Origin of the sequence: Streptomyces sp. NBC_00090 (assembly GCF_045160815.1) — a bacterium.
Lineage (GTDB): Bacteria > Actinomycetota > Actinomycetes > Streptomycetales > Streptomycetaceae > Streptomyces.
In genome coordinates this window covers 614695-637975 of sequence record NZ_CP108224.1, presented here as the reverse complement: position 1 = coordinate 637975, position 23281 = coordinate 614695, and the positions used below count along the sequence as shown (strand labels likewise).

16 protein-coding genes are annotated in these 23281 nt (G+C 73.9%); 8 read left to right on the top strand and 8 right to left on the bottom strand.

The window, feature by feature from the left end; all coding sequences use genetic code 11:
* Positions 1-151 precede the first annotated feature (151 nt).
* On the top strand, positions 152-2542 hold the full coding sequence (locus OG361_RS02865; RefSeq protein ID WP_405851676.1) for an ATP-binding cassette domain-containing protein: 2391 nt from the start codon (positions 152-154) through the stop codon (positions 2540-2542).
* 154 nt (positions 2543-2696) lie between these two features.
* On the opposite strand, the gene OG361_RS02860 is transcribed toward OG361_RS02865, so the two are convergent.
* Entirely contained in the window at positions 2697-3959 is a 1263-nt protein-coding gene (locus tag OG361_RS02860; RefSeq protein WP_405851675.1) for a D-alanyl-D-alanine carboxypeptidase family protein, read from the bottom strand.
* A 527-nt stretch (positions 3960-4486) separates the two neighbouring features.
* Between OG361_RS02860 and OG361_RS02855 the strand changes: the two genes are divergently transcribed.
* Positions 4487-6484 carry an NAD-binding protein gene (locus OG361_RS02855; protein WP_405862030.1) on the top strand — a complete coding sequence of 666 codons (1998 nt, stop codon included), beginning with the start codon at positions 4487-4489 and terminating at the stop codon, positions 6482-6484.
* A gap of 106 nt (positions 6485-6590) precedes the next feature.
* Entirely contained in the window at positions 6591-7796 is a 1206-nt protein-coding gene (locus OG361_RS02850; RefSeq protein WP_405862028.1) for a cytochrome P450, read from the top strand.
* A gap of 113 nt (positions 7797-7909) precedes the next feature.
* Here OG361_RS02850 and OG361_RS02845 read toward each other — a convergent pair whose 3' ends face one another.
* The 5 genes from OG361_RS02845 to OG361_RS02825 all read right to left on the bottom strand — a co-directional run bounded on the left by OG361_RS02845 (position 7910) and on the right by OG361_RS02825 (position 13006).
* A complete protein-coding gene (locus tag OG361_RS02845; RefSeq protein WP_384559481.1) occupies positions 7910-8155 on the bottom strand; it encodes a hypothetical protein in 246 nt (81 codons plus the stop codon).
* 63 nt (positions 8156-8218) lie between these two features.
* Complete coding sequence (locus tag OG361_RS02840) at positions 8219-8695, bottom strand: NUDIX domain-containing protein (RefSeq protein WP_405851673.1); 477 nt, start codon at positions 8693-8695, stop codon at positions 8219-8221.
* 119 nt (positions 8696-8814) lie between these two features.
* Positions 8815-10038: an FAD-dependent oxidoreductase gene (locus tag OG361_RS02835; protein ID WP_405851672.1), complete on the bottom strand. Its 1224-nt coding sequence runs from the start codon at positions 10036-10038 to the stop codon at positions 8815-8817.
* The gene (locus OG361_RS02830; protein ID WP_405851671.1) at positions 10035-11453 is read right to left on the bottom strand and encodes an FAD-dependent oxidoreductase; all 1419 of its coding nucleotides are present in this window, start codon (positions 11451-11453) and stop codon (positions 10035-10037) included. Before OG361_RS02830 ends, OG361_RS02835 begins: the two co-directional genes overlap by 4 nt.
* The gene (locus tag OG361_RS02825; RefSeq protein ID WP_405851670.1) at positions 11450-13006 is read right to left on the bottom strand and encodes an FGGY family carbohydrate kinase; all 1557 of its coding nucleotides are present in this window, start codon (positions 13004-13006) and stop codon (positions 11450-11452) included. Before OG361_RS02825 ends, OG361_RS02830 begins: the two co-directional genes overlap by 4 nt.
* Positions 13007-13308: 302 nt before the next feature.
* Here OG361_RS02825 and OG361_RS02820 point away from each other — a divergent pair, with 302 nt between their 5' ends.
* The 4 genes from OG361_RS02820 to OG361_RS02805 all read left to right on the top strand — a co-directional run bounded on the left by OG361_RS02820 (position 13309) and on the right by OG361_RS02805 (position 19456).
* The gene (locus OG361_RS02820; protein ID WP_405851669.1) at positions 13309-14283 is read left to right on the top strand and encodes a hypothetical protein; all 975 of its coding nucleotides are present in this window, start codon (positions 13309-13311) and stop codon (positions 14281-14283) included.
* Between the two features lie 70 nt (positions 14284-14353).
* Positions 14354-15886: an amino acid permease gene (locus OG361_RS02815; RefSeq protein WP_405851667.1), complete on the top strand. Its 1533-nt coding sequence runs from the start codon at positions 14354-14356 to the stop codon at positions 15884-15886.
* A gap of 193 nt (positions 15887-16079) precedes the next feature.
* Positions 16080-17402: a phytase gene (locus tag OG361_RS02810; protein WP_405851666.1), complete on the top strand. Its 1323-nt coding sequence runs from the start codon at positions 16080-16082 to the stop codon at positions 17400-17402.
* Positions 17403-17590: 188 nt separating this feature from the next.
* Positions 17591-19456, top strand: coding sequence for a rhamnogalacturonan lyase (locus OG361_RS02805; protein ID WP_405851665.1), 1866 nt, complete (start codon positions 17591-17593; stop codon positions 19454-19456).
* A 24-nt stretch (positions 19457-19480) separates the two neighbouring features.
* Here the strand turns inward: OG361_RS02805 and OG361_RS02800 are convergent, their stop codons facing one another.
* Positions 19481-20242 (bottom strand): GntR family transcriptional regulator, encoded by a 762-nt coding sequence (locus OG361_RS02800; protein ID WP_405851664.1) that lies wholly within the window; start codon positions 20240-20242, stop codon positions 19481-19483.
* Positions 20243-20424: 182 nt separating this feature from the next.
* On the opposite strand from OG361_RS02800, the gene OG361_RS02795 reads away from it, so the two are divergent.
* Positions 20425-21765 (top strand): DUF2252 domain-containing protein, encoded by a 1341-nt coding sequence (locus tag OG361_RS02795; protein WP_405851663.1) that lies wholly within the window; start codon positions 20425-20427, stop codon positions 21763-21765.
* A 33-nt stretch (positions 21766-21798) separates the two neighbouring features.
* On the opposite strand, the gene OG361_RS02790 is transcribed toward OG361_RS02795, so the two are convergent.
* On the bottom strand, positions 21799-23190 hold the full coding sequence (locus tag OG361_RS02790; protein ID WP_405851662.1) for an NAD(P)/FAD-dependent oxidoreductase: 1392 nt from the start codon (positions 23188-23190) through the stop codon (positions 21799-21801).
* Positions 23191-23281 lie beyond the last annotated feature (91 nt).

The window sequence follows — 23281 nt, the reverse complement described above, 5'->3', positions numbered from 1 at the left end:
GAGGCGGGGCGATCGATCAGGAATCGAGAAGCCTGTCCGCCGGGCCCCCACTAGCGTGACTGCCGTGGACATCGTGATTGACCCGACGCCGTGAACGACGGGATGCGATGATCACGTTTCGGCCCGCGCGACAGAGGGAGACACGACCAGCATGGCCACGAGGAAGAGCGCGCAGTCGCCTGCTCCGCACGGTGCCGACAGCCACGACGTGATCCGCGTGCACGGGGCGCGCGAGAACAATCTCAAGGACGTCAGCATCGAGATCCCGAAGCGCCGGCTGACGGTGTTCACCGGGGTCTCCGGATCGGGCAAGAGCTCGCTGGTGTTCAACACGATCGCCGCGGAGTCCCAGCGCCTGATCAACGAGACCTACAGCTCCTTCGTGCAGGGCTTCATGCCGACGCTGGCCCGCCCCGAGGTCGACGTCCTCGAAGGCCTCACGACCGTGATCACCGTCGACCAGCAGCGGATGGGATCCGACCCGCGCTCCACCGTCGGCACCGCCACCGACGCCAACGCGATGCTGCGCATCCTCTTCAGCCGCCTCGGAAAGCCGCACATCGGCCCGCCCAGCGCGTACTCCTTCAACACGGCCACGGTCCGCGCGAGCGGCGGCATCACCGTCGAGCGCGGCGACGCCAAGACCAAGACCGTGAAGGCGACCTACAACCGCACCGGCGGCATGTGCACGCACTGCGAAGGCCGGGGCAAGGTCTCCGACATCGACCTCACCCAGCTCTACGACGACTCCAAGTCGATCGCGGAGGGCGCGTTCACCATCCCCGGCTGGAAGTCGGACAACGTGTGGACCGTAGGGATCTACGCCCAGTCGGGCTTCCTCGACCCGGACAAGCCGATCCGCCGCTTCACCAAGCAGGAGATGCGGGACTTCCTCTACCGCGAACCGACCAAGGTGAAGGTCAACGGCGTCAACCTCACCTACGAGGGGCTGATCCCGAAGATCCAGAAGTCCTTCCTGTCCAAGGACAAGGAGGCGATGCAGCCGCACATCCGGGCGTTCGTGGAGCGCGCCGTCACCTTCACCACCTGTCCCGAGTGCGACGGCACCCGCCTCAGCGAGGGCGCCCGCTCGTCGAAGATCAAGCGGATCAGCATCGCCGACGCCTGCACCATGGAGATCAGGGACCTCGCCGAGTGGGTCCGCGGCCTCAAGGAGCCGTCGGTGGCGCCGCTGCTCGCCTCGCTCCAGCGGACCCTCGACTCGTTCGTCGAGATCGGCCTCGGCTACCTCTCCCTCGACCGGCCCGCGGGCACGCTGTCGGGCGGCGAGGCCCAGCGCGTCAAGATGATCCGCCACCTCGGCTCCGCGCTCACCGACGTCACCTACGTCTTCGACGAGCCCACCATCGGCCTGCACCCCCACGACATCCAGCGGATGAACGACCTGCTGCTGCGGCTGCGCGACAAGGGCAACACGGTGCTCGTGGTCGAGCACAAGCCGGAGACCATCGCCATCGCCGACCACATCGTCGACCTCGGCCCCGGCGCCGGCACGGCCGGCGGCACCGTCTGCTTCGAGGGGACCGTCGACGGACTGCGGGCCGGCGGCACCAGCACCGGCCGCCACTTCGACGACCGCTCCTCCCTCAAGGAGAGCGTGCGCACACCCTCCGGCACCCTGGAGATCCGCGGCGCGACGGCGAACAACCTGAGCGACGTCGACGTCGACATCCCGCTCGGCGCGCTCGTCGTCGTCACCGGCGTCGCCGGCTCGGGCAAGAGCTCCCTCGTCCACGGCTCGATCCCCGCGGGGGAGGACGTGGTGTCGGTCGACCAGACGCCGATCCGCGGCTCGCGCCGGAGCAACCCCGCGACGTACACCGGTCTCCTCGACCCGATCCGCAAGGCCTTCGCCAAGGTCAACGGCGTCAAGCCGGCCCTGTTCAGCGCCAACTCCGAGGGCGCGTGCCCCACCTGCAACGGCGCCGGGGTCATCTACACCGACCTGGCGATGATGGCCGGTGTCGCCACCCCCTGCGAGGACTGCGAGGGCAAACGGTTCCAGGCGGAGGTCCTCGAATACCACCTCGGCGGCCGCGACATCAGCGAGGTGCTCGCGATGTCGGTGAGCGAGGCCGAGCAGTTCTTCGCGGAGGGCGAGGCACGCACGCCGGCCGCGCACAAGATCCTGGAGCGCCTCGCCGACGTCGGTCTCGGGTACCTCACCCTCGGCCAGCCGCTCACCACCCTGTCCGGCGGCGAACGCCAGCGGCTCAAGCTCGCCACCCACATGGCCGACAAGGGAGGCGTCTACGTCCTCGACGAGCCGACCACCGGCCTCCACCTCGCCGACGTCGAGCAGCTGCTCGGCCTGCTCGACCGGCTCGTCGACTCGGGCAAGTCCGTGATCGTCATCGAGCACCACCAGGCGGTCATGGCCCACGCCGACTGGATCATCGACCTCGGCCCCGGGGCCGGCCACGACGGCGGCAAGATCGTCTTCGAGGGTACGCCCGCGAAGCTCGTCGCCGACCGCTCCACCCTCACCGGCGAGCACCTCGCGGCCTACGTCGGCGCCTGACGCGGAATCCGCGCCCCTCCGCGCCGGGCGGGACCTGATCCGGCCCGGGGCGGGGGGTTGCGAGAGACGTCCGCGGGGGTTGCGCGAGACGTCCGCTGGGGGTGGCGAGAGACGTCCGAGGGTCCCCCGCCCTCCTCGCGGAGCCCCCGCGCAGTCAGGCCCGGTGGGCCGCCCTGCGCCGCCAGCCCCACAGCGCCAGCGCCGCCGCGCAGGCCGAGCCCACCAGGGCCAGCGGGAGCCCGGTCGACGGGCCCGAAGGCGCCGCCTCGCGCGAGGAGTCCTTCCGGGGCGCGGCCACCGCCTCGGCCCCGGCCCGGCCGACCACGGCCTTGGCATCGGCCGCCCGGGTGCCCCCGCCGTCCCGCGCCGTCACGGTTCGCGTGTCCGTCTCGGCCGGGCCCTTCGTCCGGACCGGCAGCAGCGAACCGACCGGCTGCACGCGCCCCGCGGCCTCGAAGCCCCAGTCGAGCAGTTCGCGGGCCTCCTCGTACACGGCGAGACCGCCGCCGTACTGCGGGTTCATGACGGAGACGACCAGCGTCCGGCCGCCCCGGCGTGCGGCGGAGATCAGGGTGTTGCCCGCGTTCGTCGTGTAGCCGTTCTTGATCCCGATGAGCCCCGGGTAGCGGTCCACGCCGTCCGCGCCCGTGAGGAGGCGGTTGGTGTTGGCGATGCCGTACGACCAGGTGCCCGCGGGGAAGTCGGCGTACGGCGTCGAGCAGTACCGGGTGAAGGCGGGGTCCTGGAGCCCGGCCCGCCCGAAGACCGCCAGGTCGTAGGCGGAGGACACCTGGCCGGGCGCGTCGTAGCCGTCCGGGGAGACCACCTGCGTGTCGTGGGCCCCGAGGGACCGGGCCTTCTCCTGCATCTGCCGGGTCATCGACTCCCAGCCGCCGTTCATCGCGGCCAGGACGTGCACGGCGTCGTTCCCCGAGCTGAGGAAGACCCCGTTCCACAGATCCGACACCTTGTACGTGTACCCCTCCTTGATCCCCACCAGGCTGCTGCCCGCCCCGATCCCGGTCAGCTCGGAATCGGCCACGGTGTGCTGCTCGGACGGGCCGTTGTGGGGGAGCGCGGTGAGCGCGAACAGCGCTTTGAGGGTGCTGGCCGGCGGCAACTTGCGGTGCGCGTTCCGCGCGGCGAGGACCTCGCCCGAGGACGCGTCCGCCACCACCCACGACAGCGCGGAGAGCGACGGCACGGCCGGTGCGCCCGGCAGCCGCTGCACCTGGGTGCCCTTCCGGTCGAGCCGGGCCGGGTCGACGAACCGCGGAGTCGGCGGAGTCGGCTCGTCGACGGAGGAGGGCGCCGAGAGGGGAGGAACGGGGGAAGCCGTGGCCGCCGGAACAGGCAGCACGAACAGCAACGCCGCGGTACCGGCGGCGGCATGACGAACAGCTGACGTGACGATCATTCAGCCACCGTAGGAAGCACGGGCGGGGCGCGCAGATCGGAGTGCGCCGACCGGCGTAGCGGGTCCGGCGTACGGCGGCACGTCGTGCGCCCGCCCGGGGGAGCGAGCGGCCCGGCGCGACCCCCCGACCGGTGCCGCGCCACCGGCCCGCCCCGTGCCGTCCGTCCCGTGCCGTGCCGTCCCTCGCGACCGGCCTCACCCGTCCCTCGTGACCGGCCTCACCCGTCCCTCGCGACCGGCCTCACCCGTGCCGCGTGACCGCCCGACCGGTGCCGTTCCGCCGCCCCGACCGGTGCCGTCCGGCCGCCCGACCCGCTGTCGGTGGCACAAGGCATGCTGGTGACGTGCCATCACACCCGAACCAGAGCAACGCCGTTCCGGCCGAGAGCGCGGGAGCGCCACCTGCCGAGCCGGCCCCCCGGTCCGTGCCCGGTCCCGCGCGGGCCCCGGGGAGCCCGGTCGGCGGACCCTTCGGCGCGCCCGCGTTCCGCGCCGAGCGGCAGCCCCGTACCGCACCCGCCGGGCACATGATCGTCTGCGGGGACGACGCCCTCGCCCACCGCCTCGCGGGCGAGCTGCACGGCGTGTACGGAGAGCGGGTCACCCTCCTCGTACCGGCGCGCCCCGACGCCCCGCGCACGCCCGCCGCCCGCACCGGCAGGGCGCTCGCCCTCTTCGGACGCGTCACCGCGGCCGTCGCCCGCACCACCGCGACCCCCGGAGCGGCGGCGCCGGCCAGGGCCACGGGGGCGGCCGGGGCCACGGCACCGGCCGGAGTCGACGCGGACGGCGGCGAGCCCATGGGCGCCCTGCAGGTCGTCGAGTCCGCGGAAGCCGACGACCGGGCCCTCGTGGACGCCGGAGTGGAGCGCGCCGCCGCGCTCGCCCTCGTCCACGAGGACGACGAGACCAACATCCGGGCGGCGCTCACCGCCCGCCGCCTCAACCCCCGGCTGCGCCTGGTCATCCGGCTCTACAACCGCAAGCTGGGCCAGCACCTCGAAACCCTCCTCGACCAGGCCGCGGCCGTCGCCGAACCAGGCCTGGACCCGGAGAAGCTCGACGCCGCCACCACCGTCCTCTCCGACGTCGACACCGCGGCCCCCGGGCTCGCCGCGGCGGCCGTGGCGGGCACCAGCAAGGTCGTCCAGGCGGGCGGGCTCCTGCTGCACGCCGTCGAGCGGACCCCCGCGGTGGGCGAGGCCCCCGACCCCGGCCGGTGCACGCTCGCGCTGCTCTCCGCCACCGCCGGCGACCCGGCCGGCTGCGAGGGCTCCGAGCGCAGCGGCGAGGAAGGCCCCCGGCTCCTCCCCGACGACCGTACGGTGGCCGCCGCCACCGGCAGGGCCTCCGTCACCCTCGAAGCGGTCACCCCGGCCGGCCACGTCCTGCCGACCGGCCGCTTCGGCGGCTCCGGGCTGCCCGTCGCCTCGCTCTTCTCCCGGCGCCTGCGCTGGTCCCTCGGCGGAGCGGCCGCCGCCGTCCTCGCCCTGGCCCTCGCCTCCACCTTCACCACCGGCGACCACCCCCTGCACGCCGCCTATCTGACGCTCCTCGACATCTTCGCCATCGGCGACCCGGCCGTCGGCGAACCGACCAGCCGCCAGGTCCTCCAGATCCTCGCCGGATTCGTCGGACTGCTCCTGCTCCCCGTGATCGTCGCTGCCCTCCTCGAAGGGCTCGGCACCTTCCGCACGGCGACCACCCTGCGCCGGCCGCCCCGGGGACTCTCCGGCCATGTCGTCCTCCTCGGCCTCGGGAAGGTCGGCACCCGGGTCCTCGCCAGGCTCCGCAGGATGGGCATCCCCGTCGTCTGCGTCGAGTCCGACCCTGAGGCCCGCGGCATCGCCGTGGCCCGGCGGCTGCGCGTCCCCACCGTCATCGGCGACGTCACGGAGGAGGGCGTCCTGGAGGCCGCGCGCATCCACCGGGCACACGCCCTCCTCGCCCTCACCAGCGTCGACATCACCAACCTGGAGGCCGCGCTCTCCGCCCGCTCCGTCACCCCCGACCTGCGGGTCGTGCTCCGCCTGTACGACGACGACTTCGCGACCGCCGTCTACCGCACCCTGCGCACCGCCCACCCCGAGGCCCTCACCCGCAGCCGCAGCGTCTCCCACCTCGCCGCGCCCGCCTTCGCCGGGGCGATGATGGGCCGCCAGGTCCTCGGCGCCGTGCCCGTCGAGCGCCGGGTCCTGCTCTTCGCCGCCGTGGACGTCGCCGACCACCCGCTCCTGGAGGCCCGTACGGTCGCCGACGCCTTCCGGCCCGGAGCCTGGCGGGTGATCGCCCTCGACCGGAGCGGCACCCCGTACGGCGCCTACGGCGTCCCGTACGGGACCGGCGCGGCGTCCCGGGGCCAGGACTGGCGCCTCGCTCCGGAGCGGGTCCTCGGCCCCGGTGACCGGGTGATCGTGGCGGCCACCCGCCGCGGCCTGGCCGAACTCCTCGGTCGCGGGGGCGCCAGGGTCCGCGCCGACGAGGGGGACGCGCCGGACAACTCCGTACGGACAGGGGCGGGTTGATCGTAGGATCTGACCGCTCGCGTGCCGCACCGGCCCGCCTCCGCAGTCAGGAGTGCCTTCCGTGAAGACCCCGCACAGCGCCGACCCCGGCCGCCCGCCGCACCGCATGGACCCGGCGGGCGGCTGCCCGCACGCGGCCAACGCCCGGCTCCTCGCCGAGGGCGCCGTGGCCCCGGTGCTCCTGCCCGGCGAGATCGAGGGCATGGCGGTGCTCGGCCACGACGCCCTGCGCGACTTCCTCTCCCACCCCGACGTCGCCAAGGGTGCCCAGCACTTCACCGCCCTCACCGAAGGCCGGATACCCGACGGCTGGCCGCTGCGCACCTTCGCCACCGTGCCCGGCATGACCACCGCGGACGGCGCCGACCACCGCAGGCTGCGCGCCCTGGTCAGCAGCGCCTTCACCGCCCGCCGGGTCGAGGAGCTCCGCCCGCGTGTGGAGGCCGTCACGGCAGGGCTCCTCGACGGACTCGCAGAGGCGGCCGGAGCCGGCGGAGGCGTCGCCGACCTGCGCCGCCACTACGCGCTCCCGCTGCCCCTCGGCGTCATCTGCGAACTGCTCGGCGTCGACCCGGCCCATCAGGACCGGCTCCACCGCCTCTCCAGCCTCGTCGTCGCCACCGACACCGAGCCGGCACAGGCCGTCGCCGCCAACCGCGACCTCGTCGAGCTCCTCGCCTCCATCGCCGCGGACAAGGCCCGCGCCCCCGGTGACGACCTCACCAGCGCGCTCATCTCCGCCCGGGACGAGGGCGGCGACCGGCTCAGCCAGCCCGAGCTCATCGGCACCCTGCTCCTGATGATCATCGCGGGGCACGAGACCACCCTGAACCTCGTCACCAACGCCGTACGGGCGCTCTGCGCCCACCGCGAGCAGCTCGCCCTGGTCGTCGGGGGCCGGGCCACCTGGGCGGACGTGGTGGAGGAGACCCTGCGCTGGGACAGCCCGGTCAGCTACTTCCCGTTCCGCTACCCCACCCGCGACCTCACGGTCGACGGCACCCTCATCCCCCGGGGCACCCCCGTCCTCGCCGGATACTCGGCCGCCGGCCGTGACACGAAGGCGCACGGCCCGGACGCCGACCGCTTCGACATCACCCGCACCGCGACGGTGAAGCACCTCTCGCTCGGTCATGGCCCCCACTACTGCCTGGGCGCCCCGCTGGCCCGGATGGAGGCGGCGATCGCCCTGGAGGCGCTCTTCACCCGCTTCCCGGACCTGGACCTGGCCGTCCCGGAGGACGAACTGACCCGCCACTCCGGCTTCGTCGGCAACAGCGTGCGGACGCTCCCGGTCCGCCCGACAGGCTGACCGCCCGACAGGCTGACCGCCCGACCGCCCGACCGCCCGACCGCCCGACCGCCCGACGGGCAGGCCTACGCGCCGGGCTGACGGACCGGACGCGCGGGCCCCGGCTGCCCGGGCTACCCCGTCCGTCCCCACACGCTCGCGGGGGAGGCCCGCAGCGAGGAGACGAGGCGTAGCAGCCGGTCCTCGTTCCCCGAGAGGCCGGCGGCGCGGAGCGCCTCGTCGGCCTCCGCCATCGGGTGGGTCAGCATCACCCCCGCGTACGGGGCGAGCTGCGGATCGGTCAGTACGGCCTGGGTGGATTCGAGCAGCCGCAGGTACGCCTGGGCCGCCGCGCGCTCGCTGGCGGTCATCGTGGTCATGTCGGGCTCCCTCTCGACAGTTCTGCGATCACCACCCTCTCGCACGGGTCTGACAATCGGGGTTCAGACCCGTCGGCGGAGGTGCTCCGCCAGCCGTTCCAGGAAGACCTGCTGCCCCACGACGAGCAGCGGAGCGGCCGCCTCCGGGGTGAACCAGCCGACCCTGTCGATCTCCGGGAACTCCGCCCGGACGCCTGACCGGGGCGGCCACTCCATGGTGAAGGTGCCCGGCACGACCGCCGCCGGGTCGAGTTCGCCCTCGACCGCCCAGGCGATGACGGTCTTGCCGCTGCGCTGCCGGGTCTCGCCGAGAGCGATCCACGCGCCGTCGGGGGCCGGCAGCCCCAGCTCCTCCAGGAACTCCCGCCCGGCCGCCGCCTCGGGAGCCTCGTCCGGCCCGTACTCCCCCTTGGGGATCGACCAGGCCTCGTGCTCGCGGGAGGCCCAGAGGGGGCCGCCCATGTGGCCGATGAGTACCTCGACACCACCGCCCGCCGTACGACGGAAGACCAGAAGACCCGCGCTGCGCTTCTCCGACATGACGCCCAGTCTGACCGAACGGCCCGGTCGACGCAGCCCGGTCGACGCTGCCCAATCGACGCAGCCCCGGCGACGCAGCCCGGTCGACACGGCCCGTCCGAGCGCCCGCCCGCGCGGTCTCACACCTCGGCGCCGACCACCACCGGACCGCCCGCGAGGTCCACGCCGCCCGTCCACGTCGGCCCGAGCCGCACCGTGCGCCAGGGGACGAGCTCCCCGCGCAGCCGCTCCCGCCGCAGCGGGGCGCCGTCCTGGGTGACGGTCAGGACCGGTCGTACGAGCCGCCGGTCCGCCCGTACGAGCAGGGGGACCGCCACAGGGCCCGGGCCGAGGAGCCCCGGCGTCACCCACCGCAGCGGTCCCGCCGCCGCCACCGGTACCCCGGCGGCGGGCCGGGGGCGTCCGGCGAGCAGGTCGAGGACGGTGTCGGCGGCCGCGCGGCCCTCGGCGGCGGCCACCTGCGCCGGTTCCACGCCGCGCAGCAGGTTGCCGACCGCGAGGACTCCCGGCTCGGCGGTGCGGAACGAGCCGTCCGTCACGGGCCCGCGCGTGCCCGGCGCCGGGGCGAGCCCGCGGGACCTGGCCAGCTCGTGGTCGGGGATCCAGTCGCCGGTGAACACCATCGTGTCGCAGCGCAGCACGGTGCTCCGGCCGTCCCCCGCCCGGACCGCGACCCCGGTCAGCCGGCCGCGTCCGAGCAGCTCGGTCACCGTCGTCCGGGTGAGGACCGGTACGCCTCCGAACCCGACGGCGGCCCGCGGCAGTTCGGTGACGACCGCCGCGACCTCCACCCCCGCGTCACGCAGCGCCCGCACCGCGTGCCGGGCCACCGGCTCGCCGCCGACGACCACCGCCCGCCGGCCGACGCGCTCGCGCGCGGCCCCGCCGTGCTCCCGGAACAGCCGGACCGTCTGCTGGAGTTCGCCCGTGGTCAGCACCCCGGCCGGCCGCGCACCCGGTACGAGCCGGGCGCTGCGCGGCCGTTCGCGCGCCCCCGTCGCCAGGACGACCGCGCGTGCCCGGATCCGTTCGAGCCCGGTCGGGGCGGTGACGTCCAGGGTGAGCGGCCCCGCCCAGCCGGTGGCGGAGACCCCGGTGCGGACGTCGGCCCCGGCGCGGAGCGCCGCCCGGACGGCGCGCCGCGCGTACGCGGGGCCGTCCAGCGGCCGCCCCCGGCGGTCCGCGCCGAACCCGGGGTGCCCGCAGTGCCGCGGTACGCCCCCGGCCGCGCTCTCCCGCTCCAGGACCTCGACCCGGCCCGCGCCGGCCGCCGCGAGCCGCGCGGCGGTTGCGAGCCCGGCGGGTCCCGCGCCCACGACGAGCACGTCGACCGTACGGTTCACCGGGCCCCCTTCCCGTACCGCTCGCTCAACGCCCGTACCTCCGCGCCGCAGAAGTGACCCTGGCACCGGCCGCCCCGGGCGCGCGTGCGGCGCCGCAGTCCGTCCGGGCCCGCCGGGGGGATCGTCGAGGTGAACGCGGCCCGGATCTCCCCCCGGGTCACCCGCTCGCAGTGGCAGACGATCGTGCCGAACTCCGGGTCCCGCGCGATGAGTTCCGCGTCCCGGTACGGGCGGGGGAACGCCTCGCCGAGGTTCGGCATGCGGACCGGGGCGAGCGGACGCTCGGCTCCGGGTTCGAGGCCGCAGTCGGCGAGGAGACCGAGCACGTGCTCGGCGATCGCGAGCGAGGCGGTGAGCCCGGTGGAACGGATCCCGCCCACGGTCACGTACCGCAGCGCGGGGTGGGCCGCGCACCGGTAGTCCTCCTGTCCGGTGGCGGCCCGCAGCCCCGCGTAGACGGCCGTGACCTCCTCGTCGAGCAGCGCGGGAAGGATGCGGCCGCCCTGCTCGCGCAGGCCGGAGAGGCCCTCCGCCGTCGTGCCGGTGGCGGTCTTGTCGTCGAGGTCCTCCGCGGTGGGTCCGAGCATGACGTTCCCGTACACGGTGGGCGAGACGAGCACCCCCTTGCCGAGCGGTCCGGGGACGGGGAGCAGGATGTGCCGGACCAGGTCGCGGGCGAACTTGTCGAAGACGAGGAGCTGGCCCCTGCGGGGGGTGACGGTGAAGTCGCGACGGTCGAGCAGCGCGTCGAAGGCGTCCGCGTGGAGCCCGCAGGCGTTGACCAGGTGACGGGTCCGCAGCACTCCTCTCCGGGTGACGAGCCGGTGCCACCGGTCGTCCGTACGCACCTTCTCCACCCGGCAGTTGAGGTGCAGGTCGACTCCGGACCGGACGGCCTGCGTCGCGTACGCGAGGGTGGTCGTCCACGGGCAGATCACCGACTCGCCGGGTACGGCGAGCGCGGCGAGCGCGCCCGGCCCCAGGTGAGGTTCACGGGGGCCGAGTTCGTCGGCGGTCAGCAGGCGGGTGGTGAGGTGGCCGTTGCGCTCCGCCTTCTCGGCGAGGCGGGGGAGCGCGGCGCGCTGCTGTTCGTCCCAGGCGACGAGCAGCGCGCCGAGCGGCTCGACGGGGATGCCGGCCTCCCGCGCGAACGAGCCGAGGAGGCGGTGGCCTTCGCGGACGAGGCGGGCTTCGAGGGTGCCGGGCACGGAGTCGAAGCCGGTGTGCAGGATGGCCGTGTTGGCCTTCGAGGTGCCGTCGCCGACGTCGTTCGCGGCCTCCACGAGCGCGACCCGCAGCGGGTGGCGGGCGAGCGCGCGGGCGATGGCGCAGCCGACGACTCCCGCGCCGACCACCACGACGTCGTACTCCGCCTCCCGGTCCGTGGGGAGCGGGCCCGTGCGGGTGACGCTCATTCGGCGACCCCGCCGCCCGAGCCCCCACCGGTGGCGCCCGCGGCCGTGCCCCCGTCGGTGGTGGCCGCGCCCGTGCCCCCGCCTGCCGTGGCCGCGCCCGTTCCGCCGCCACCCGTGCCCGTACGGCCCAGCACCGCCGACACCGCCGTGCGGAACCGGTCCAGGCGCTCCGCCGCCTCGTCGCCGGAGATCCGGGGCTCGTACACGGCCGAGGGCTTCCACTCGGGCACCGCCTCGCGGAGCGAGAGCCCCGGGTGGTGTCCGAGCCGGGCCACGGCGCCCACCCCGAGAGCCGTGGCGTCGGGCAACGAAGAGACCTCGACCGGCAGTTGGAGCAGGTCGGCCTGGGTCTGCATGAGCAGCGCGGACCGGGTCAGGCCCCCGTCCGTACGCAGTGAGGTCAGCGGTGCGCCCCGGTCCGCGGCGGCCGAGTCGGCGAGTTCCACGACCTGGGCGGCGATGCCCTCGCACAGCGCGCGGACCAGATGGCCGGGGGTGGTGTCGAGTCCCAGGCCGGTGAGCGAGCCGCGTACGTCCCCCCGCCACCACGGCGCGGCGAGGCCGGCGAGCGCGGGGACGAAGGTGACGCCGCCGGCGTCCGGCACACCGCCCCCCACGGGGTCGATCTCCTCCGCCCCGGCGAGGACGCCCAGATCGGTGAGCCAGCGGAAGGCCGAGGCGACCGTGTACACCTGGCCGTCCAGGCAGTGGTCGACGCGCCCGCCGAGCCGCCAGGCGACACAGCTCACCAGGCCGGACGTGCCGCGCCGGGGCTCGGGCCCGGTCTGGGCGAGGAGGAAGGCGCCCGTGCCGTACGTGCACTTGGCCGCGGCCGGATCGCTCGCGCTCTGTGCGAGCAGGGCGGCCTGCTGGTCGACCAGGAGACCGGTGAGCGGCAGCGGCGGTCCGAAGGCCGTCGTGGTGCCGACCGGGGTGTCGCAGTCGACCACCCTGGGCAGCCGCTCGCCGCTCAGGCCGTACAGGTCGAGGGCCGTGTCGGACCAGGCGACCGTGTCCAGATCGAGCAGTCCGGTACGCCCGGCGGTCGCCGCGTCGGTGACGAAGGCGCCCGTCAGCCGGTGGACGAGCCAGGCGTCGCTGGTGGTGACGACCCCCGAGCCGGTGGCGTGACGGCGGATCCAGGCCATCTTGGGCGCGGCGAAGTAGGGGTCCACCGGCAGGCCCGTCAGGTGGCGCAACTGCTCGGCGTGGTCGGCGAGTCCTTCGCAGACGGAGGCGGCCCTGCGGTCCTGCCAGACGAGCGCGTCCGTGAGGGGCTCGCCGGTGGCGGGGTCCCAGGCGAGCACGGTCTCGCCCTGGTTGGCGAGGCCCACGGCCGCGACCGGTGTGCCCGCCTCGGCGAGCGCCGCCCGTCCGGCCGTGACGACGGAGTCGTACAGCTCACGGGGGTCGACCTCGACACGGCCGCCCGGCAGGTACCGCGGCCGGACCGGGGCCGAGCCGCTGCCGATCACTCCGCGTTCGGGGCACAGCACGAGCGCCTTCGTGCCCGAGGTGCCCTGGTCCACGGCGAGTACCGGGCCGCCCGTCATTCTGGTGCTCCCGTCGCAGGATCGGAGCGTGATCGTCCGATCACCGAAAAGGGTCAGGGTGCCGTCGCCGGGGCCCGGCGTCAAGCGTCGGCGGGTGACAGCGTCAGGTCGCCCGCAGTATCTGACGATCAGTCAAAATCAGTCGCTGTCTTAATAGTTACTGTCACGAAGAAGAGTGGAGTGGTCGAGTCCAGAGCCCTCTATAGTGATCGCCGATCACAGGCCGGGATGCCCGCCGGGGGACTGACCACCCCCTCCACCCACCGAGGAACCATGCCGCCCACACCACGCCCCACCCCCTGATGGCCGCACACGGCTTCCGGCCCGTCTATCACCCCGCGGGGCACGACCACGCCCTGCGCAACGCGGTCCAGGACCTGCGTACCGGCCGCTGGGTGGCGATGGCCAGGCTGCTCGACGAGACCTCGGGGTGGGACGGCTGGACCCGGCGCACGCAGGTCCTCGCGGCCGTCGCCGCGGGCACCGACGTCGTCCACACCTGGCGAACCGAACAGCCGGGGAGCATCGCCGCCACCGTCATGCACAGCCGCGTCGCCGTCGAGCGCGCCGTCCGCGCCCACCGCGCCGGCCACGCCCGCACCCGCGAACTCTGGCAGGAGTCCTGGACGGCCTGCCGCGAGGCCGCGGAACTGGCCCCCGCCGACCCCGTGCCCTGGGTCGGCCTCCTCGCCCTCGCCGCGCTCGACGGACGCCAGCGCATGGCCGAGCACCGCCTCTCCCCGCCGGCCCCCATGCTGGCCCCCGGCCCCTGGGGGCTGCTCGCCGAGGCGGAGAAGCGCGACCCGTACAACCGCGAAGCGCATCACCGCATGCTCCAGTTCGTCTACGCCCGCAGCCCCGGGCCGCTCTCCGAGGCCGTCAACTACGCCCAGTGGGCGGCCAGTTCCGCGCCCGTCGGCTCCTCCCTCCACGCCCTCCCGCTCTATGTGCGCGTCGAGCGCTACCGCCGCGAGCGCGGCCACGAACGCGCCCTCGACCTCCACTGGGTCGCCGAGGACGCCGTACGCGACGCCGAGCGCGCCCTGGAGACCTGGTTCCTCTTCTGCGCCACCGACGAAGCCTCCCTGCTCGACCTGAACCACCTGGCGCACGCCCTCTACGGAGCCCTCCGCTTCGACGACGCCGCCCGGGTCTTCGACGCGCTCGGCCCGTACTACGCGACGCTGCCCTGGGCCTACCGGACCGCCCAGCCGGACGACCGGGCCCTCGCCGAAGAGGTCTTCCTGCGCGCCCGCGCCCGCTGTCTCGGCGGCTGAACCGGCCCCGCCGGTCCCCCGTACGTACCGCTCCCGTCCCCGCTCACCGCCCGTCCCCCGGAGGAATCCCATGTCCCGCAGCGCGGCCCCCGCCGACGCGATACGCAAGCCGCCCCCCGCCCAGGACGAGGAGGCGCGGCTCAGAGAGCTCGGCTACCAGCCGGTCCTGGCCCGCCGCATGGGAGGCTTCGGCAACTTCGCGATCAGCTTCTCCGTCATCTCGGTCCTCTCCGGCTGCATGACCCTCTACGGCTTCGGGATGGGCACGGGCGGTCCCGCCGTCATGCTGTGGGGCTGGGCCGGCGTCGGCCTCTTCGTCCTCTGCGTGGGCCTCGCCCTCGCCGAGGTGACCAGCGCCTACCCGACCTCCGGCGCCCTCTACTACATGGCCGACCGGCTCGGCGGACGGCGCTGGGGCTGGTACACCGGCTGGCTGAACCTGCTCGGCCTGCTCGGGGCCATCGCCGGCATCGACTACGGCGCCGCCCTCTTCACCGGGGCCTTCCTCAACCTCCAGTGGGGCTTCGAGCCCACGGCCGGCTCCACCTTCCTCATCTTCCTCGCGATCCTCCTCCTGCACGCCGTCCTGAACCTCTTCGGCGTCCGCCTCGTCAGCGTCCTCAACTCGATCAGCGTCTGGTGGCACCTGACAGGCGTCGCGATCATCGTCGGCGCGCTCGCGTTCGTCCCCGACCGCCACCAGTCCGTCGACTTCGTCTTCACCGAGTTCGTCAACGACACCGGCTGGGCCAACCCCTTCTACGTCGCCGCGATCGGCCTGCTCCTCGCCCAGTACACCTTCTCCGGCTACGACGCCTCGGCCCACCTCTCCGAGGAGACCTCGAACGCCTCCGTCACCGCCGCCAAGGGCATCGTGCGGGCCATCTGGGTCTCCTGGATCGCCGGTTTCGCCCTCCTCGCCGGGCTGAGCTTCGCCATCCAGGACTACGCCGCCACGCAGAACAGCGCCACCGGCGTGCCGCCCGCCCAGATCCTCCTGGACGCGCTCGGCTCCGGCGGCGCCACCGCCCTGCTGCTCGTGGTGATCGTCGCCCAGCTCTTCTGCGGCAACGCCGAGGTCGCCGCGGCGAGCCGCATGGTCTTCGCCTTCAGCCGCGACAACGCCCTGCCCGGCTCGGCGATCTGGCGGAAGGTCAGCGGCCGCACGCAGACCCCGGTCCCGGCCGTCTGGCTCGCCGTCGCCGTGGCCGCGCTGCTCGCCGCGCCCGCGCTGTACTCCGCCACCGCCTACGGCGCGGTCACCGCGATCAACGTCATCGGCATCACCCCCGCCTACGCCATCCCGATCTACCTCCGCCTGCGCGCCGGGAAGAGGTTCACCCCCGGTCCGTGGAGCCTGGGCCGCTGGAGCAAGCCGATCGGCTGGACCGCCGTCGTCTGGGTGGCCCTGGTGACCGTGCTGTTCTGCCTGCCGCAGAAGTCCCCGGTGACGGTCGACACCATGAACTACGCGGTGATCGCGCTCGCCGTCGTCCTCGTCCTCGCCAGCGTCTGGTGGTACGTCGCCCGCCGCTCGTACGGCACCCCGACCACGTACGGCACGGCCCGCGAGGAGGCCGACATCGCGGAGGGCATCGTCTAGAACCGCACAAGCCCTTCCAAGCCACAAGCCCCTCCAAGCCACAGGCCCCCGCGCACAACCGGGCCGATGGACCGTGAACCCCCTCACACACGGCGGGGGTTCACGGTCCATCCGGTGTTCACGGCGGTGTACCCGGCACTCCATCCGCCGCCCGTAGCGTCTCGCCCGTCCGCAAACGCTACCGAGGAGTACCGTGAGCGCTTCCGCTCTGACCGCTCTGGCCGCCGCCCTCGCGGTGGTCACCGCGGCCTCCACCACCCCCCGGCCCGTCGTCCCCGTCACCGCACGCGTCGAGACGCCCGCGGTGTACGACGACGAGGCCGGCGGCAACGCGAACGCCGACGACCCCGCCGTCTGGGTCGACCCCGAGCGCCCCGGCCGGAGCATCGTGATCGGCACCCTGAAGGAGGCCGGGCTCGACGTCTACGGCCTCGACGGACGACGGCTCCAGCACATCGCCGCACCGCAGGCCCCCGGCGAGGAGGCCGCGCCGGGCCGCTTCAACAACGTCGACATCGTCTACGGCTTCGAACTGGGCGGCCGGAAGACCGATCTGGCCGTCGTCAGCGACCGGGGCCGCGACCGGGTCCGGACCTACGCCATCGACCCCGCCGCCGTCGCCGCGGGCCGCCCGCCGCTGCGGGACGTGACCGCCGCCGGCGTGGCCCCGGTCTTCGCCGCCGACGAGACCGAGGTGGACGAGCAGCACACCACGTACGGTCTCGCCGCCTACAGCGACGACGACGAGGCCTACGTCGTCGTGTCGCGGCGCGAGGAGACGAGCCTGCGCCTCCTCGAACTGGAGGACCGCGGCGGACGGGTCGGCTACCGCACCGCGGACACCCTCGACCTGCCCGCCTCCTTCACCCTCCCCGACGGGAGCTCCTGGCGCCCCTGCGCCGACCCCGGAGAGCGGCCGCAGGTCGAGGGCATGGCCGTCGACCAGGAGGAGCACGTCCTCTACGCGGCCCAGGAGGCCGTGGGTCTCTGGCGCGTGGAGCTCGACGACGCCGAGTTCGAGGCGCCCGAACTCCTGGACCGGGTCCGCGAGTACGGCACCCCGTGGACGTACGACACCGCCGAGGAGGAGTGCGTCGTCGACACCGCCCACGACCCGGGCTTCGGAGGTGAGCACCTGAGCGCCGACGCCGAGGGCATCACCGTCTACCACGCCGGCGACGGCGCGGGCTATGTCCTCGCCTCCAGCCAGGGCGACAACACCTTCGCCGTCTACGACCGCGAGGGCGACAACGCCTTCCTCGGCTCCTTCGCCATCGGCGACGGCGCCGCCACCGACGGAGTGCAGCACTCCGACGGCAGCACCGTGGTCAACGTCCCCCTCGGCCGGAGCTTCCCCCAGGGCATGCTGATCACCCACGACGGCGAGGCCACCCCCGCCGACGGCGAACGCGAGGGGACGAACTTCAAGTTCACGCCCTGGCAGTCGGTGGCCCAGGCCTTCCCGGAGCCGCTGACCGTCGACACCGACTCCTTCGACCCGCGCGACACCGACTGACGGGCGGCCGGTCGACCGGCGGCTGACCGACGGCCGGCCGGTCGACCGGCGGCTGACCGACGGGCGGCTGACTGACAGACGGCCGGTTGACGGGCGGCTGACCGATCGGCGGCCGATTGACGGGCAACCGATTCGCGGGCGGCGACGACTGGAGGGTACGCAACGGCTCTCTTCCCGCAGGAGGACTCGTGCAGTACCCGCAACCACCCGTCGCCGCCCGCCGTCTCGTCGCCGCGCTCGTGGCCGGTGTCGTGACCTGTGCCGCGCTCACCGCGACCACCGGAACCGCGTCCGCCGCCACCGCGCGGCAGGCCGAGCGGCTCGACCGGGGCGTGGTCAGCGTCCACACAGGGACCGGCAACCTGGTCAGCTGGCGCTGGCTGGGCACCGACCCGGACACCGTCGCCTTCAACGTGTACCGGGCCGGTACGAAGGTGAACTCCGCTCCCGTCACCGCGTCCACCAACTTCTTCCACTCCGGCGCGCCGAGCACGGCCGACTACACGGTCCGCGCCGTCGTCGGCGGAGCTGAGCAGACGGACTCGGTGCACGCCGTGCAGCTCCGCACCGGCTACAAGGACGTGCCGATCACCCCGCCGGCCGGCGGCACCACGCCCGACGGGGTGGCGTACACCTACGAGGCCAACGACGCCTCCGTCGGCGACCTCGACGGGGACGGCGACCTCGACTTCGTCCTGAAGTGGCAGCCCACGAACGCCAAGGACAACTCGCAGTCCGGCTACACCGGCAACACCGTGGTGGACGGCGTCACGCTCGAAGGCACCCGGCTGTGGCGGATCGACCTCGGCCGCAACATCCGCTCCGGCGCGCACTACACGCAGTTCCAGGTGTACGACTACGACGGCGACGGCAGGGCCGAGGTGGCCATGAAGACCGCCGACGGGACCGTCGACGGACGCGGCACCGTGATCGGCAGCGCCTCCGCGGACCACCGCAACAGCAGCGGGTACGTCCTGGCGGGGTCCGAGTACCTGACCATGTTCAACGGACTCACGGGCGCGGCCATGGGCACCACCGCCTACGTGCCCGCGCGCGGCACCGTCTCCTCCTGGGGCGACGGCTACGGCAACCGGGTGGACCGCTTCCTCGCCGCCACCGCGTACCTCGACGGCGCCCGGCCCTCGCTGATCATGGCGCGCGGCTACTACACGCGGAGCGTCGTCGCCGCCTGGGACTGGCGGGGCGGCGCCTTCACCCGCCGGTGGACCTTCGACTCGTCGAGCTCCACGAACGCGGGCAAGGGCTACGACGGCCAGGGCTCGCACAGCCTCTCCGTGGGCGACGTGGACGGGGACGGCAAGGACGAGATCGTCTACGGCGCGATGGCCGTGGACGACAACGGCAACGGTCTGTGGACGACGAGGACGGGCCACGGCGACGCCCAGCACCTGGGCGACCTCGACCCGGGCACCGCCGGTCTGGAGTACTTCAAGGTCTCGGAGTCCTCCTCACAGCCCTCCCAGCTGTACATCGACCCGGCGAACGGCGCCGTCCGCTGGCAACTGGCCGCCTGCTGCGACAACGGGCGCGGCGTCGCCGGCGACATCTGGGCCGGGAACGACGGCGCCGAGGTGTGGTCCTCGTCCGACACCTCGATACGGGACGAGGCAGGGGCCACCAAGGGCCGCGAGCCCTCGTCCGCGAACTTCCTGAACTGGTGGGACGGCGACACCACCAGGGAACTCCTCGACGGCACCCGGATCGACAAGTACGGCACCGGCGGCGAGACCCGGCTCCTGACCGGTGCCTCGGTGGCGTCGAACAACACCACCAAGGCCACGCCCGCGCTCTCCGGGGACATCCTCGGGGACTGGCGCGAGGAGGTGGTGTGGCGCACGAGCGACAACACCGCGCTCCGGATCTACTCGACGCCGTACGAGACGGGGACCCGGATCACGACCCTGCTGCACGACACCATGTACCGCACGGGGCTGGCCTGGCAGAACACCGCCTACAACCAGCCCCCGCACCCGAGCTTCCACATCGGAAACGGTATGCGGACCCCACCGAGGCCGCTGATCACGACCCCGTAGCCGCAGTCCGGGAAGTCGGAGCCCTCAGGCGCTGAACTCGTAGGTCCAGGCGGCCGACTGGGCCGAGAAGTCGATGTCCGTGATCTCCAGCGCGTGCCCGTGCTGGTCGCTCACCACGCGGTGGACGACCAGTCGGGCCGCGCCGCCGGACGCGTCGTACGGCGCGTCCGGTCCGGACGGTACGCCGACCGACTCCCGGTGGGTGATCCGGAGCCCCGCCTGGTGCATCCAGTGGTACAGCAGCCGCAGGTCGGGTTGGTGATGGCCGTCCTTGCCCCGCCTGTAGCGGGCCAGTTGGGGGATCTCGGTGACCGCCGGACGGGAGAACCACGACACCGCCCGCTGGAGCGCCGTCCCCTGCGGCCCGAGCACCACATGGCGGTGGACGAGCGTCGGCTCGCCCGGGGCGAGCAGCAGGCGGGAGGTCAGCGGGGTGGGCGGCGGCTCCCAGGTGAGCGAGGCCCGCACCAGGGCCTCGCTCACGCGCGGACCGCCGGGGAAGTTCGGCCGGCGGGCCGTGAGCGCGGGTGCGGCGGGCTCGGGCTCGGTGCCCGCCGCGGCGGCGAAGGTGCCGCGCCGGTCGGTGACCACCAGGCGCTCGTCCCGCAGGAGCTGGAGCGCGCTGCGGACCGTCTGCCGGTTGACGTGGTACCGCTGGGACAGGGACCGTTCCGAAGGGAGCCGGGTCCCGGGGGAGATGCGCCGGTGGGCGAGATCGTCGCGCAGGACGGCGGCGACCCGGAGATAGAGCGGCACTTCCGCCACCTCGGTATCGGGCTCGGCCATGATCAACCCTCTCTAAGCACAGCGTGACCGCATGGGCCGTATCGGTGATCAATTCCTATCATTGGTCTAAACCATTTTGCTAGAGCGGCCCGTCAGAGTGGCCGAAACGAGCGCCGCAGCTTGTAATGGGGTCCAGGTGGCGAGGACAGGGCCACGGCGGCGGAAGAGGCGGGTGAGGCCGGATGACGACACCGTCGGAGCGTGCCGCGCGGGGCCGGGCGGCACGCAAGCACGTCCCACGCTCCTCCCACGGCCGCTGGATACCCTCCTCGCAGCGCCCCGACCCGATGGCCGTCCTGGAGCGTCAGTCGGAGGACCGGCTGCCGGAGCTCTCCCCGCTCCGCTACGGCCGGATGGCGGTCTCCCCCTTCGCCTTCCTCCGCGGGGCGGCCGCCGTCATGGCCGCCGACCTCGCCCCCCAGCGCCACACGGGACTCACCGTCCAGCTCTGCGGCGACGCCCATCTGCTCAACTTCGGCGTGTACGCCTCACCCGAACGGACGCTCCTCTTCGATGTGAACGACTTCGACGAGACCCTCCCCGGACCCTTCGAATGGGACGTCAAGCGACTCGCCGCCAGCGTCACCGTCGCCGCCCTCCAGAACGGCAGCACCAGGGCCAAGGCCCACCGCGCCGCGCTCGTGGCCACCGAGGCGTACCGCACGGGCATGATCCACCTCGCGGAGCTCGGCGAACTCGCCGTCTGGTACGAGCGGATCGCCGCCGACGAACTGCTGCCCCTCGTCCGCCGCGACGACCGGGTCCGCTTCGCGAACCGGCTCGCCAAGGCCCGCCGCCGTACGAGCCTCCAGGCCCTCGCCAAGCTCACCGAGACGGACGGGTCCGGAGCCCGGCACATCGTCGACGACCCGCCGCTCCTGGAGCGGACCACGGACCTCGACCGCGTCGCCCTCGGCAAGATCTTCAGCGACTACCGCAGCTCGCTCTCCGAGGAGCGACGTCTCCTGCTCGACCGCTACCGCTTCGTCGAGGCGGCCCGGAAGGTCGTCGGTGTCGGCAGCGTGGGCACCCGCTGCTTCGTCCTCCTCCTCGAAGGACGCGACGAGGGCGACCCGCTCATCCTCCAGATCAAGGAGGCCGGCCGCTCCGTCCTGGAGCCCCACCTGCCGCCGACCGCCTACGACCACCAGGGCCGCCGCGTCGTCTGCGGACAACGCCTCACCCAGGCCGCCAGCGACATCTTCCTCGGCTGGATGACGGGACCCGGGCAACGCCACTTCTACTGGCGCCAGCTGCGCGACATGAAGGGCTCGGCCGAGGTGGAGACCATGTCCCCGGCCACCCTCCGGGACTACGCGCGGCTCTGCGGCCGGGCCCTGGCCCGCGCCCACGCCCGCTCCGGCGACCGGATCGCCATCGCCGGCTACCTCGGGACCTCGGACGTCTTCGACCGCGCCGTCGCCGACTTCGCGCTCACCTACGCCGAGCAGAACGCCGACGACTACTCCGCGCTCGGCGCGGCCATCGCGGCCGGCGTGGTGACGGCGGCCCCGGGCGCCTGAACCGCCCGCCCGGGGCCCGCCGCTCCAGTGGTGTTACGCGTCGCGGCGCAGCGGCGGCCCGGCCGGCGTCGTGTGCGCCGGCCCGAACAGCACCGCCCGCGCCACGGCCGGGGCGAACAGCGACGTCAGCGGGGCGGTCAGGTGGGTCGCCGCGCGGAACGGCGCCCCGACGGTCGGGTCGCCCGCGGCCCGCTCCTGCACGCGGCTCAGGTACCAGCCGACCACCTTGTCCATCGGCCCCGGGCGGGCCGCGTCCCCGGTGGCGCCCGGCATCTTCTTGTCGGCGCCCGCCGAGATGTCCCAGGCCTGCTGCGAGGCGGTGAGGAGCGCGCGCTGCACCTGCCGTGTGGTCGCCGTGCGCTTCGGGTCGGCGAGCGCCCGGCGCAGGGCGACCGCGGTGATCGCGGCGACCGCCATGCCCTGCCCGTAGATGGGGTTGAAGGCGCAGAGCGCGTCACCCGTGGCGAGGAAGCCGGCGGGGCGGCGGCCAGGACGGTCGTACCGGCGCCGGACGTTGGCGGTCCCGCGGAAGCCGTACACGGGAGACGCCCCCTCGGCCCGGGTCAGCCACTCGCTGACCACCGGGTGCGGCAGGCGCTTCGCGTACTCCTCGAACGCCCCCTCCTCCGTGGGAGGTTCGTCGCCGCGCAGCCCCGAAAGGGTCACCAGGTGGTGCCCGTCGCCGAGGGGCAGCACGACACCGCCGTACACCTGGGAGGGGTTGGGCACGATGTTGTAGCCGATGGCGTCGGTGTCCGGGGTGTCGGCCGGTGACCGGTACACCCTCGTGCTGTACGCCAGACCCGTGTCGAGCGTCTCCTCGTGCGGGGCCTCGGCGCCGATCCCCGCCAGCCAGTCCGCCGCCTTCGTGGACCGCCCGGAGGCGTCCACGACCAGATCGGCCTCCAGGACGCGGGTCTGCTTCTCGGCGCCCGCGCCGCGCTCGCGCAGCCGTACGCCGCGGACGCGGGAGGAGTCGCCGGTCAGGCCCACGGTCTCGTGGCCCTCGACCAGCTCGATGCGCGGGTCGGCGAGCACCCGCCGCCGCACCAGCCACTCCAGTTGCGGGCGCGGACCCGCGTAGAAGTGCGCGGTCGCGGACGTCCGGCGGAACCACCTGCCGCTCTGCCACTGGATCATGTCCTCGGGCATGCCCACCTTGGGCGCCCCGAGCTGCCCCAGCTCCGCCATGAACCCCGGAAGCAGCTCGTCGAACGCCCGCTGCCCGCCCGCGATCAGGACGTGGAGGTGGCGGCCCTGCGGTACGCCCGGCCGGGCCTCCGGGCCCTCCGGGTAGCGGTCGCGCTCGACGACCGTCACCTTCTCCGCGTGCTCGGCCAGCACCCGCGCGGCCAGGAGTCCAGCGAGACTTCCCCCGATGACCACCGCGTGCCGTGTCGCGCGGTGCCCCAAGTCGTCGGCCATGCCCGCCCTTTCGTTCGTGGAACTACAACTGCCCAGTATCCACGGAGGTGCGGGCCGCGTCGCGTGCCCCGAGGCGCGGGTGCTCGATGGG